The organism is Pseudomonas sp. E6002 (assembly GCF_013385565.1).
Taxonomy (GTDB): domain Bacteria; phylum Pseudomonadota; class Gammaproteobacteria; order Pseudomonadales; family Pseudomonadaceae; genus Aquipseudomonas.
Genome location: NZ_JACAPT010000001.1, coordinates 301,275 through 313,837 on the forward strand (window position 1 = coordinate 301,275; position 12,563 = coordinate 313,837).

The 12,563-nt window shown below is 60.3% G+C and carries 14 protein-coding genes; 13 read left to right on the top strand and 1 reads right to left on the bottom strand.

Features of this window, described 5'->3' with window-relative positions; genetic code table 11:
- Positions 1-167 precede the first annotated feature (167 nt).
- The 9 genes from HX815_RS01545 (at position 168) to flhB (ending at position 7,124) form a co-directional block, all read left to right on the top strand.
- Positions 168-1,538: a flagellar hook-length control protein FliK gene (locus tag HX815_RS01545; protein ID WP_177027720.1), complete on the top strand. Its 1,371-nt coding sequence runs from the start codon at positions 168-170 to the stop codon at positions 1,536-1,538.
- Between the two features lie 223 nt (positions 1,539-1,761).
- On the top strand, positions 1,762-2,262 hold the full coding sequence (gene fliL / locus HX815_RS01550; RefSeq protein ID WP_003214560.1) for a flagellar basal body-associated protein FliL: 501 nt from the start codon (positions 1,762-1,764) through the stop codon (positions 2,260-2,262).
- A 9-nt stretch (positions 2,263-2,271) separates the two neighbouring features.
- Positions 2,272-3,240: a flagellar motor switch protein FliM gene (gene fliM / locus HX815_RS01555; protein ID WP_003214559.1), complete on the top strand. Its 969-nt coding sequence runs from the start codon at positions 2,272-2,274 to the stop codon at positions 3,238-3,240.
- A 34-nt stretch (positions 3,241-3,274) separates the two neighbouring features.
- Complete coding sequence (gene fliN / locus HX815_RS01560; protein WP_003214557.1) at positions 3,275-3,742, top strand: flagellar motor switch protein FliN; 468 nt, start codon at positions 3,275-3,277, stop codon at positions 3,740-3,742.
- 1 nt (position 3,743) lies between these two features.
- Positions 3,744-4,178, top strand: coding sequence for a flagellar biosynthetic protein FliO (gene fliO / locus HX815_RS01565; protein ID WP_023659254.1), 435 nt, complete (start codon positions 3,744-3,746; stop codon positions 4,176-4,178).
- Positions 4,178-4,921 (top strand): flagellar type III secretion system pore protein FliP, encoded by a 744-nt coding sequence (fliP, locus tag HX815_RS01570; RefSeq protein WP_003214554.1) that lies wholly within the window; start codon positions 4,178-4,180, stop codon positions 4,919-4,921. Before fliO ends, fliP begins: the two co-directional genes overlap by 1 nt.
- Positions 4,922-4,924: 3 nt before the next feature.
- Positions 4,925-5,194: a flagellar biosynthesis protein FliQ gene (gene fliQ / locus HX815_RS01575; protein ID WP_003214552.1), complete on the top strand. Its 270-nt coding sequence runs from the start codon at positions 4,925-4,927 to the stop codon at positions 5,192-5,194.
- A 13-nt stretch (positions 5,195-5,207) separates the two neighbouring features.
- Positions 5,208-5,984 carry a flagellar biosynthetic protein FliR gene (gene fliR / locus HX815_RS01580; protein ID WP_003214551.1) on the top strand — a complete coding sequence of 259 codons (777 nt, stop codon included), beginning with the start codon at positions 5,208-5,210 and terminating at the stop codon, positions 5,982-5,984.
- 3 nt (positions 5,985-5,987) lie between these two features.
- Positions 5,988-7,124, top strand: coding sequence for a flagellar biosynthesis protein FlhB (gene flhB, locus HX815_RS01585; protein ID WP_008430191.1), 1,137 nt, complete (start codon positions 5,988-5,990; stop codon positions 7,122-7,124).
- Positions 7,125-7,279: 155 nt separating this feature from the next.
- Here the strand turns inward: flhB and HX815_RS01590 are convergent, their stop codons facing one another.
- Complete coding sequence (locus HX815_RS01590) at positions 7,280-7,582, bottom strand: DUF6124 family protein (RefSeq protein ID WP_256347211.1); 303 nt, start codon at positions 7,580-7,582, stop codon at positions 7,280-7,282.
- A 262-nt stretch (positions 7,583-7,844) separates the two neighbouring features.
- On the opposite strand from HX815_RS01590, the gene HX815_RS01595 reads away from it, so the two are divergent.
- From HX815_RS01595 to flhA, 4 genes are all read left to right on the top strand, one after another.
- The gene (locus tag HX815_RS01595) at positions 7,845-9,398 is read left to right on the top strand and encodes an S-type pyocin domain-containing protein (RefSeq protein WP_177027721.1); all 1,554 of its coding nucleotides are present in this window, start codon (positions 7,845-7,847) and stop codon (positions 9,396-9,398) included.
- Positions 9,399-9,404: 6 nt separating this feature from the next.
- On the top strand, positions 9,405-9,659 hold the full coding sequence (locus tag HX815_RS01600) for a bacteriocin immunity protein (RefSeq protein ID WP_087694328.1): 255 nt from the start codon (positions 9,405-9,407) through the stop codon (positions 9,657-9,659).
- A 182-nt stretch (positions 9,660-9,841) separates the two neighbouring features.
- Positions 9,842-10,048 (top strand): cold-shock protein, encoded by a 207-nt coding sequence (locus tag HX815_RS01605; protein WP_177027722.1) that lies wholly within the window; start codon positions 9,842-9,844, stop codon positions 10,046-10,048.
- Positions 10,049-10,438: 390 nt separating this feature from the next.
- Complete coding sequence (gene flhA, locus HX815_RS01610; RefSeq protein WP_023659255.1) at positions 10,439-12,553, top strand: flagellar biosynthesis protein FlhA; 2,115 nt, start codon at positions 10,439-10,441, stop codon at positions 12,551-12,553.
- The last annotated feature ends 10 nt before the right edge of the window (positions 12,554-12,563 follow it).

The window sequence follows — 12,563 nt, forward strand, 5'->3', positions numbered from 1 at the left end:
GTGCCCGCTTTTGATTTGGCTGTTGCTTTTGCTCTTCAACACTCAAGACCCCATACAAGCCCTCATCCAAATAACGGATATACACCCTTAAACCAAAACCTGGCCCAACTCTTGCTCTACCTCCTGTTACCGCACCCTCGACCCCTGTGCGGCGGAGACTCTTGACTATGGCAATCACCCCGAATTCGCTCCTTCAGGCAGCCCTTGCGGCCAAGCCTCAAGCGCCCGCTGCCAATCCACCGGCAGTGGCTGCGAACCCGCGGGACAAGGCCCCGGGCTTCGCTCAGGTGTTCGCCAACCAGGCCCCTGCGCCGGCGGCAAAACCTGCCGACACCCCCATCAAATCCACCCGCGACAAGCCTGCGGACAACAGCCCCAAGCCCGTCGCCAACAACGACAAGCCTGCCGCCGGTACGCCATCGGTTGCCGATAACGGCAAGACTTTGCCTGCCAACCCGCCGGCCAAGGCGGACACCCCGGACACCACCGCCAAGTCAGACGACGATGCCCCGGCAGACGATCCGTCCCTGGCCCAGCAACCTCCGGTCGACCCCGCCGTAGACCCGGCGCTGATAGCCGCGGTAGTCCCTGTCCCCGTCCCCGCTACGCCGGCGCCCGTCGAGACCCCGACGCCGGCCACCGCGAAGGATGACAAGAACCAGCCAGTCGTGGCGCCACCGATGGCCGCGACCGACGACGCCAAGCCCGCCTTCGACCCCGAGGCCGATCCGCTGGATGCAATGCCCGCCGTGCGCCTGGCCATGGAACAGGGCGGACACGTGTCCGCCAGCAGCCAGGCCCCGGCAAAAACCGCCCCGGCCCCGACCCAGGATCAGCCGACCGCCGCGCAAAACTTCGTCACAGGCCTGGCCAATATGGTCGACCAGCAAGCGTCCAAGGACAGCACCGACCAGGGCGGCGACAAAGCCTTTGCCGGTCTGATCGACGGCGGCCTCAAGGATTTGAAGGACGCCAGCAGCGACACCCGTGTCGATGACTTCGCCAACCGCCTCGCCGCGCTGACCCAGGCTGCCACGCCGAAAACTGCGAATGCCCTGCCGCCGGTGGCCAACGCGCCATTGGCCATGCACCAGAGTGGCTGGACCGATGAGGTGGTGAACCGGGTCATGTACCTGTCCAGCGCCAACCTCAAGTCGGCAGAGATCCAGTTGCAGCCCGCTGAACTGGGTCGCCTGGACATCAGCGTGAAGATGTCCGCCGACCAGCAGGCGCAAGTCACCTTCATGAGCGGCCATGCGGTGGTGCGTGAAGCCCTGGAAAGCCAGTCGGGCCGCCTGCGGGAGATGTTTGCCCAGCAGGGCATGGGCCAGGTCGACGTCAACGTGTCGGACCAGTCACGTGGCTGGCAGGGGCAGCAGGGCCAGGACCAGCAACAGCAGAACCAGGCTCGCGGCGTCAGCGGCAGTGGCGGGCGGGGTGATGGAGTTGATGGCGGCGGTATCGGTGAGGTGGCTGAAGTGGCCGCGCCGGTGGTGCAGTCGGTGATTGGCTCCAGTGCCGTGGACTACTACGCCTGATCCGAGGCCTGGCGATGATCAAAATGTGGGAGCGGGCTTGCTCGCGAATACGGAGTGTCAGTCACCGTTACAGGTGCTGATCCACCGCTTTCGCGAGCAAGCCCGCTCCCACATTGGTTTTGCAGTGTCGGCGAAACCGTGACCGAACTGACAACTCTGGCATAACACTTGCTCTTGCCTTTCCCCAGAACTATGAATCCCAGAATAGTGACGGATTATTGGCATGGCGAAGAGCGACGACGCAGCAAAAGCACCCGCAGGCAAGGGCAAGCTCAAGCTTATCCTGCTGATTGTCCTGGCCTTGTTGCTGGCGATCGGCTTGTCCGTGGGGGCTACCTGGTACTTTATGCACAGTGCCCAGAGCAAACCGGCCGCCACGGCCGAGGTCAACCCCAACGTCAAGCAACCGGCAATCTTCGAGCCGATGCTGCCGGCGTTTGTCGCCAACTTCAATCAGAACGGCCGTCAACGCTACCTGCAGGTGAGCATTACCCTGCTGGCGCGTAACCAGGCAGACCTGGATGCCCTCAAGGTGCACATGCCAGTGATCCGCAACAACCTGGTGATGCTGTTTTCCGCCCAACCCTTCGACACCCTCGCCACCCCGGTGGGCCAGGAAATGCTGCGCCAGAAGGTCACTGCCAGCGTGCAGGAAGTGGCCCAGAAGGAAGTCGGCAAACCGGTGATCGAGCAGGTGCTCTTCACTAATTTCGTATTGCAGTAGGATCACGACATGGCCGTGCAGGACCTGCTGTCCCAGGATGAAATCGATGCGCTGCTCCATGGCGTCGACGATGGTCTGGTACAGACCGAAATGGCTGCCGAGCCCGGCAGCGTCAAAAGCTACGACCTGACCAGCCAGGATCGCATCGTCCGTGGACGCATGCCGACCCTGGAAATGATCAACGAGCGTTTTGCCCGTTACACCCGTATCAGCATGTTCAACATGCTGCGCCGCTCGGCGGACGTGGCGGTGGGCGGCGTGCAGGTGATGAAGTTCGGTGAGTACGTGCACTCGCTGTACGTGCCCACCAGCCTCAACCTGGTGAAGATCAAGCCGCTGCGCGGCACCGCGCTGTTCATCCTCGACGCCAAGCTGGTGTTCAAGCTGGTGGACAACTTCTTCGGCGGCGACGGCCGTCACGCCAAGATTGAAGGCCGTGAATTCACCCCGACCGAGTTGCGGGTGGTGCGCATGGTGCTGGAGCAGGCCTTCATCGACTTGAAGGAAGCCTGGCAGGCGATCATGGAAGTCAATTTCGAGTACATCAACTCGGAAGTGAACCCGGCCATGGCCAACATCGTCGGCCCCAGCGAAGCCATTGTGGTCTCCACCTTCCACATCGAACTCGATGGCGGCGGCGGCGACCTGCACGTGACCATGCCGTACTCGATGATCGAGCCGGTGCGCGAGATGCTCGATGCCGGTTTCCAGTCCGACCTCGACGACCAGGACGAACGCTGGGTGAAAGCCCTGCGCGAAGACCTGCTGGACGTCGACGTACCCCTGAGCGCCACCGTGGCCCGTCGCCAGCTGCGTTTGCGGGATATTTTGCACATGCAGCCGGGGGATGTGATTCCCGTCGACCTGCCGGAAGAACTGATCATGCGCGCCAACGGCGTGCCGTCGTTCAAGGTCAAGCTCGGTTCTCACAAAGGCAACCTGGCGTTGCAAGTGATCGAACCGATCAACCGTCGCTGATCCACCTTAATTTCTGCTCCGCCGAGGACATGTAATGGCTACCGAACACGAAAACACTTCCGCCGAAGACCAGGCCCTGGCTGACGAGTGGGCGGCTGCCCTGGAAGAAACCGGCGATGTCGGCCAGGACGATATCGATGCACTGCTGGCGGCCGATGCGGCCACTGCACCGGTCGGCAACCGCCTTCCCATGGAAGAGTTCGGCAGCGTGCCGAAGAACAATGACCCGGTGACCCTCGACGGTCCGAACCTGGACGTGATCCTCGACATTCCCGTGTCGATCTCCATGGAAGTCGGCAGCACCGAAATCAACATCCGCAACCTGCTGCAGCTCAACCAGGGGTCGGTGATCGAGCTGGACCGCCTGGCCGGCGAGCCGCTGGACGTGCTGGTCAACGGCACGCTGATCGCCCATGGCGAAGTGGTGGTGGTCAACGAGAAGTTCGGCATCCGCCTGACCGACGTGATCAGCCCGAGCGAACGCATCAAGAAGTTGCGTTGATATGAAGCGCTCATTGGTAGGACTGTTATCGACGCTGCCCTTGAGCGTAATGGCAGCAGAACCGGTTGCCCAGGCGGCTGCGCCTGCGCTTGGCAGCGGTGTGGGCGGGCAACTCACCCAGTTGGTGCTGGGGTTGTTGCTGGTGGTGGGGCTGATCTTCGTGCTCGCCTGGGTGTTGCGCCGCGTGCAGCGCATCGGCCCGGGCAATGCCCAGGTCATCGAGCTGGTGGGTTCACGCGCCCTTGGCCCGCGGGACAGGCTGGTGCTGGTGCAGGTCGGCGACGAGCAGATCCTGCTGGGCATCACCCCCGGTCGCATCACCCCGTTGCACGTGCTCAAGTCGCCTGTGGAAGTGGCCCAGACCCAAGCGGCCACGCCGGAATTCGCCCAGCGCCTCATGGAGTTGCTGGGCAAGGATCAGAAGGATAAGAAGTAATGCGCGTTTTATTGACGCTCATGCTGTTGCTGGCAGCGCCGCTGGCGTACGCAGCAGACCCGTTGTCGATCCCGGCGATCACCCTGGGCACTAACGCGGCGGGCGCGCAGGAGTATTCGGTCAGCCTGCAGATCCTGCTGATCATGACCGCGCTGAGCTTCATCCCCGCGTTCGTGATGCTGATGACCAGCTTCACCCGCATCATCATCGTGTTCTCGATCCTGCGTCAGGCCCTCGGCCTGCAACAGACGCCGTCGAACCAGATCCTCACCGGCATGGCGCTGTTCCTGACGCTGTTCATCATGGCGCCGGTGTTCGACAAGGTGAACCAGCAAGCCCTGCAACCGTACCTGGCGGAGAAAATGACCGCCCAGGATGCGATCGACAAGGCCCAGGGCCCGATCAAGGATTTCATGCTGTCGCAGACGCGCTCCAGCGACCTCGAGTTGTTTGTGCGGTTGTCCAAGCGTACCGACATCGCCAGCCCCGACATGGCACCGCTGACCATCCTGGTGCCGGCGTTCGTGACCTCGGAGTTGAAGACCGCGTTCCAGATCGGCTTCATGATCTTCATTCCGTTCCTGATCATCGACCTCGTCGTGGCGAGTGTGCTGATGGCCATGGGTATGATGATGCTGTCGCCGCTGATCATTTCGCTGCCGTTCAAGATCATGCTGTTTGTGTTGGTGGACGGGTGGGCGCTGATAATCGGCACCCTGGCCGGCAGTTTCGGTGGGGTGTAGGCCATGACGCCAGAAGTAGCAGTCGACCTGTTTCGTGAAGCCCTGTGGCTGACCACCATGATGGTCGCGGTGCTGGTGGTGCCGAGCCTGTTGGTGGGCCTGTTGGTGGCGATGTTCCAGGCCGCGACCCAGATCAACGAACAGACCCTGAGCTTTTTGCCGCGCCTGCTGGTGATGCTGATCACCCTGATCGTCGCCGGCCCGTGGTTGGTGCAAACCTTCATGGAATACATCCTGCAGTTGTACGGCAGTATTCCGCAGTTGATCGGCTGACCCCGTGAATTCGATGCTGGCGTTGACCGACACCCAGATCAGCACCTGGGTGGCCTCGTTTATCCTGCCGTTGTTCCGGGTCACGGCCGTGCTGATGACCATGCCGGTGTTCGGCACCACCCTGGTACCACGGCGCATCCGCCTGTATTTCGCGGTGGCGATCACCGTGGTCATCGTGCCGGGCTTGCCGCCGATGCCACCGGTGAATGCCCTGGACCTCAGTGCAATGATGCTGATCGCCGAGCAAATCATCATCGGCGCCTTGCTGGGCTTCTCCCTGACGCTGTTCTTCCAGGCCTTCGTGATCGCCGGGCAGATCATCTCGATCCAGATGGGCATGGGCTTCGCGTCCATGGTCGACCCTACCAACGGCGTGTCGGTGGCGGTGATCGGGCAATTCCTGACGATGCTGGTGACCTTGCTGTTCCTGGCCATGAACGGCCACCTGGTGGTGTTCGAGGTGATGACCGAAAGCTTCACCACCTTGCCGGTGGGCAGCGGGTTGGTGGTCAATCATTTCTGGGAGCTGGTGGGGCGCTTGAGCTGGGTGCTCGGTGCATCCCTGCTGCTGGTATTGCCGGCGATCACTGCGCTGCTGGTGGTCAACATCGCCTTTGGCGTGATGACCCGGGCGGCGCCGCAGTTGAACATCTTCTCCATCGGTTTCCCGTTGACCCTGGTGCTGGGCATGGGGATTTTCTGGGTCGGCATGGCTGACATTCTCAATCAGTATCAACCGCTGGCGACCGACGCCTTGCAGTTTTTACGTGACTTGGCGCGGGCGCGGTAAGCCATGGCCGAGAGCGAGAGTGGCCAGGACAAGACAGAAGACCCCACGGAGAAACGTAAAAAGGACTCCCGGGAAAAGGGCGAGATTGCCCGCTCCAAAGAGCTCAACACCCTGGCGATCATGCTCGCCGGTTCCGGCGGCCTGCTGATCTACGGCGGTGGCCTGGCCCTGGACCTGATGGAGTTGATGCGCCTGAATTTCTCCCTGCCCCGCGACGTGCTGCTGAGCCCGGGCGCCATGGGCTTGTACCTGCTGCACTCGGGCAAGATTGCGATCCTCGCGGTGCAGCCGATCCTCATCACCTTGTTGCTGGCGGCCCTGATCGGCCCGATTTCCCTCGGCGGCTGGCTGTTTGCCGCCGGCAGCCTGGCGCCCAAATTCAGCCGGATGAACCCGGCGGCCGGGCTCAAGCGGATGTTTTCCACCAAGGCCCTGGTGGAACTGCTCAAGGCCTTGGCCAAGTTCATCCTGATCCTGTTTGTGGCGTTGACGGTGTTGTCGTCCGACATCGACGACCTGCTGCGCATCGCCCATGAGCCGATCGAGCTGGCGATCATCCACAGTGTGCAAGTGGTGGGCTGGAGCTCGCTGTGGATGGCTTGCGGGTTGATCATCATTGCTGCGGTGGATGCGCCGATCCAGCTGTGGGAAAGCCACAAGAAACTGCTGATGACCAAGCAGGAAGTGCGCGACGAGCACAAGGACCAGGAAGGCCGGCCCGAGGTCAAGCAGCGGATTCGCCAGCTGCAGCGCGAGATGTCCCAGCGCAAGATGATGGCCTCGGTGCCCGATGCCGATGTGGTCATCACCAACCCGACCCACTACGCCGTGGCGCTCAAGTACGACCCGGAGAAGGGTGGGGCGCCGATGTTGCTGGCCAAGGGCAGTGATTTCACGGCGTTGAAAATCCGCGAGATTGCGGTCGCCAATGACATCCTGCTGCTGGAATCGCCGGAGTTGGCGCGGTCGATCTTCTACTCCACCGACCTGGACCAGGAGATCCCGGCCGGGTTGTATCTGGCGGTGGCTCAGGTGTTGGCGTACGTGTATCAGATCCGCCAGTACCGGGCGGGCAAGGGCAAGCGGCCGGATCCGCTCAAAGACCTGCCGATTCCGCCGGATCTGCGTCGGGATTCCTGATTTTGTAGCGTCCCTCCTGGCCTCTTCGCGAGCAAGCCCGCTCCCACATTTGACCGTGTATATCCTGTAGAAACGCGGTCAAATGTGGGAGCGGGCTTGCTCGCGAAGGCGTCCGCCCAGGCAACAAAAAATCTCGCAATTGCCTATGGCAACGTTTAAGTCGCCGGCAAGGGCGCTATGTCATCCAGCACTCGATCAGCCAGCAACCGCCCCACCTCGATTAACTGTGCAATCCCCAGCGCGCCTTCCCGCCGCGATCCTTCCAGTTCAAAGGCAAAGTCGCAGGTCAGCGCATGGGCTGAAGCCAGTGTTTCGGTGAGGTTGACCAGCAGGTCTTCGGTACTGATGCCGTCGATGACGCTGAATAGCACGACGGGGGCGTTGTGGGAGGAGGAATAGCTATCTTCGATAGCGCCTTTTTCGGCGTTGCGCAGGTTATGGGAAGTTGTTTTGGTCATGGTGACGCTCCTGGAGAATATGCTGGAGGTACCCTGAATTCACTCGGGCCGCGACGCCCGCCCGCTGCGTTTGCAGCGGTGTCCGAAGACTAGAGATCGACTTTCCCACCAGCAACCCTAAATACCTGTCGGACGTTTCGCTTTCCATCCCATAGCTAGCCGAACGGTCAGTTGTTTGGTTTAGCGTCGCTCAGCAACATCCCTTCCCGTGCCAAAGCATAAACCTCGAAATCACGGATACGCGTTGCTAAGGGACTTTGTTATGTGGGAGCGACTTATTCGCTGGCAAGATCGTGAGCGATTAGGGATTGGTTTTGAAAAGATCGAATCTCCATTTTTTGCGGTCGGTCATGTCCGTTGGTCTTTGGAGAGAGACCTGCACATGACGGGGCTGGATGAATTGAAAACCGCCTTTGGTTGCTACGGCGTTTATCGTAATAGGTTATCTGAGTTTAAATTGCGCCAGATGCTAGAGGCGGTAGAGCATGGGAACTGGTTCCTGGTGCTGGATGAGCCGTTCAGTCCATTGAGCCAAGACACAAGCGGCCGGTGGTGGAGGGGGCTGGAAAGTGGCTACCACCCGGCACGTGCGCAAGAGAGGTCAGAGTCGCCACCTGCTGAGCCAATCGGGGCGCTGCCAAGGCCTGCACCTATTGAAAAGCAATTGGCCTGTACCTTTACCAAACCCTGTACGTTGCCTGATGGTGCGATTGACTACACGAATTTCAGTGGGGCGATTCCCACCTTGGCCGTCGGCGACTACGGCACCTTCGCCCTGCTGGGTGGGCGTGAGGCGGACGCTGCGGGCACCATCGTTCTCAAGAAAATCAGGGGCAACCAGTTGCCGGCAGCGCTCGGAACGCTGCGATTGGGTGGGGCGGCGACGACTACAGGAGCCTCCTGTGGAGGTCTTTGTACTGCGGCAGCCGGTGCTGTAACGACGGGTGTTGCCAGCAGCGCATTGGCCGGTCTGGTTGCGTTGCTTTGGCCTTCGAGCCTTGGCGACAGTAGCTTGTACACTGACGAACAGCTCCATTCGATGAAAAATGGCCGTACGCGGCTTCGGTTGTATGTAGAGCAACAAGCTGATGGGGCCTTGAAGGGGTATGGATACAACACCCAGAAACGCCCTGACTGGGAAATGATACCGGTTGTGCAGTTTCAGGCGCGGGGCGCCCAACAAGTGGCCGACTTTGGTGATGGGGTGACCCTGATCTGGACGCCGGCGGTTGATCCGTCCAGCACCTCCGGTATTCCGCCATTGGAGGGCGCACCGCAGGCTCCGAACATCTGGATTTACCCGCCGACCGAGCAAGCGGATAACATCATCGTCAACCCGATTTACCCGCCTGAATACAAGGATTTTATTCTCGTGTTTCCGGCGGATTCGGGTGTGAAGCCGCTGTATATCGTGATGAATGTGCGCCTTCAGCCAGGGGTTGTGACGGGGCGGGGGCAGGATGTAGCAGGTCCCTGGTTAGCGGGTGCTGGTGCGGGGCTCGGAGCGCCCATTCCGACACGAATCGCTGATCAATTGCGGGGAAAGAACTTCGGCAGTTTTGATTCGTTTCGGAAGGCGTTCTGGATGGCTATAAGCAATGATCCTGAGTTGTTGGGTCAGCTAAGTCAGAGTGCTCGGGATCGTTTATCGACCGGAAACGCTCCTGTTGTTCGGGACAAGGATTCTGTGGGCCAAAGAAGCACTTACGAAATACATCATATCGAGCGCATTGCTGATGGCGGTGCCGTTTATGACGTGGACAATCTAAGGGTAAACACCCCGAAAAATCATATTGATCTTCACAGGAGGTCGTAAGTAGATATGGCAAATATTACTGATTACACAGAAGAAGAATTTGTAAGCCTTATCAATCAAATACTAATCGCCAACAAGGGGGGGACTGATGCCGAGCTGGGTGGATTGATTGAGCAATTTCGGCAGATCTCTGGGCATCCGGATGGTTCTGACTTAATTTTCTACCCTGCGCCGAGTAACGATAGCTCTGCCGAAGGAGTTGCTCTGACAGTGAAGGCGTGGCGTGCTGCTCATGGTTTGCCGGGCTTCAAAGATGCTTGATACCCCCACACTGTAGGAGCGAGCTTGCTCGCGAAGGCATCTTGACAGCCACCTTATCCCTCCAGCCAAACCCCCTACCTGTCAACTTTGACAGTAGCTATCCCCTGCCTTTAGCGGTTTGATTGAGGTGATGAGGCTGGCTGCGCTATGCAGTCTGCGCACGAGATGTCGGGAGAACGGCAATGGCAAGGGTTACAGGCACGGTCAAATGGTTCAACACAGAAAAGGGCTTTGGCTTTATCAAGCAAGAAGGCGGCGAAGATCTTTTTGTCCACTTCTCGGCCATTCAGAGCGACGGTTTCAAGACGCTTGAAGAAGGCCAGGCCGTTGAGTTCGAGGTGGTGCAAGGTCCAAAAGGACTGCAAGCGGAAAAGGTTCGTCTGGTCTAGGCAGGGACTGATCGTTCCCGCGCAGGGAGCGATCAGCCTTTGACGGCAATGCAACCCTAAATACCTGTCGGACGTTTCGCCATCTCCCGCGAACGAGCTTGTGTGGCGAGGGAGCTTGCTCCCGCTGGGGTGCGAAGCGCCCCCAATAAAGCTAGCGCGGTGAATCAGGCAAAGCGCGCAAGCCGTTCCGGGGCTGCTGCGCAGCCCAGCGGGAGCAAGCTCCCTCGCCACAGGTGATGTGTGTACGGCGGTAGCCCTTCGCTGTCCGTGAGACCGATCTGCTTCCTCAAGCAAAAGTTGGAAGGCTTCTTGCAATACCGCCTCCAGGACGCTTCCCGGCGTCAAAAGTTTGCTTCAAGGAAACGAGGAATACCGGTGGATCGCTCTCAAATGCTCAGCACGGCCCGTGGCACCCTGACTGACCTCTCGCGAGGCAATCTGGGTGTGCCGTTGTTGTTGCTGGTGATGCTGGCAATGATGATGTTGCCGATGCCGCCGTTCCTGCTGGATGTGTTCTTCACCTTCAACATTGCGCTGTCGGTCGTCGTGTTGCTGGTGTGCGTATACGCCCTGCGGCCGCTGGATTTCGCGGTATTCCCGACCATCCTGCTGATCGCCACCCTGCTGCGGCTGGCGCTTAACGTGGCTTCCACCCGGGTGGTGATGCTCCACGGCCAGGACGGCCACGCCGCCGCGGGCAAGGTGATCCAGGCCTTCGGCGAGGTGGTGATCGGCGGTAACTACGTGGTCGGTATCGTGGTTTTTGCGATCTTGATGATCATCAACTTTGTGGTCGTGACCAAGGGCGCCGGGCGGATTTCCGAGGTGAGCGCGCGTTTTACCCTCGACGCGATGCCCGGCAAGCAGATGGCGATCGACGCCGACCTCAACGCCGGCCTGATCGACCAGAACCAGGCCAAGGCCCGTCGCCTTGAAGTCGCCCAGGAAGCCGAGTTCTATGGGTCCATGGACGGTGCCAGCAAATTCGTGCGCGGCGACGCCATCGCCGGCCTGTTGATTCTGTTTATCAACCTGATCGGCGGCATGGCGGTCGGCATCTTCCAGCACGGCATGACCTTCGGCGACGCCGGCAAGGTTTACGCCCTGCTGACCATCGGTGACGGTTTAGTGGCGCAATTGCCATCACTGTTGTTATCTACAGCTGCGGCGATCATGGTGACCCGTGCTTCGGGCTCCGAAGACATGGGCAAGCAGATCAGCCGGCAGATGTTTGCCTCGCCCAAGGCGCTGGCGGTGGCGGCAGGCATCATGGCGATCATGGGCATCGTGCCGGGCATGCCCCATGTCTCGTTCCTGAGCATGGCCGCCATGGCCGCCGGCGGTGCCTACCTGTTCTGGAAAAAACAAAACAACATCAAGGTGATTGCCCAGCAGGAAGTGGCGCGCCAGCAGGAACTGCTGCCATCGCCGGCCCGCGCCCTGGAAACCAAGGAGCTGGGCTGGGACGACGTGACCCCGATCGACATGATCGGCCTGGAAGTCGGCTACCGCCTGATTCCACTGGTGGATCGCAACCAGGGCGGGCAATTGCTGGCGCGGATCAAGGGTGTGCGCAAGAAGTTGTCCCAGGACCTGGGCTTCCTGATGCCCACCGTGCACATTCGCGACAACCTCGACCTGGCCCCGAGCGCCTACCGCCTGACCCTGATGGGGGTGATTCTGGCCGAGGCCGAGATCTACCCGGACCGCGAACTGGCGATCAACCCGGGCCAGGTGTTTGGCAGCCTCAACGGGATTACCGCCAAAGATCCGGCTTTTGGCCTGGAAGCGGTATGGATCGAAATCAGCCAGCGCAGCCAGGCGCAGTCGCTGGGCTACACCGTGGTCGACGCCAGCACTGTGGTCGCCACCCACCTCAACCAGATTCTGTACAAGCACTCCCACGAGCTGATTGGCCACGAAGAAGTCCAGCAACTCTTGCAATTGCTGGCCAAGGCCTCGCCAAAACTCGCCGAAGAGCTGGTACCGGGTGTGCTGTCCACCTCGCAACTGCTCAAGGTGCTGCAAGCGCTGTTGGCCGAGCAGGTGCCGGTGCGGGACATTCGCAGCATTGCCGAAGCTATCGCCAACAATGCCGCCAAGAGTCAAGATACTGCCGCCCTGGTGGCCGCAGTGCGCGTCGGATTGTCGCGTGCAATCGTCCAAAGCATTGTAGGGCTTGACTCCGAGCTGCCTGTTATCACCTTGGAACCAAGGTTGGAACAAATATTGCTCAATAGTATTCAGAAGGCTGGGCAGGGCGCTGATGAGGGCGTGTTGCTGGAGCCAAGCATGGCAGAGAAGCTGCAACGTTCGTTGATCGAGGCCGCGCAGCGCCAGGAAATGGAAGGCCATCCGGTGATCCTGCTGGTGGCTGGCCCCGTCCGGGCGATGTTGTCGCGGTTTGGACGCCTGGCTATACCGAATTTGCACGTATTGGCTTACCAGGAAATTCCTGACAATAAGCAAGTGACTATCGTCGCGACAGTAGGGCCCAACGGCTGAGGTAGTGGGA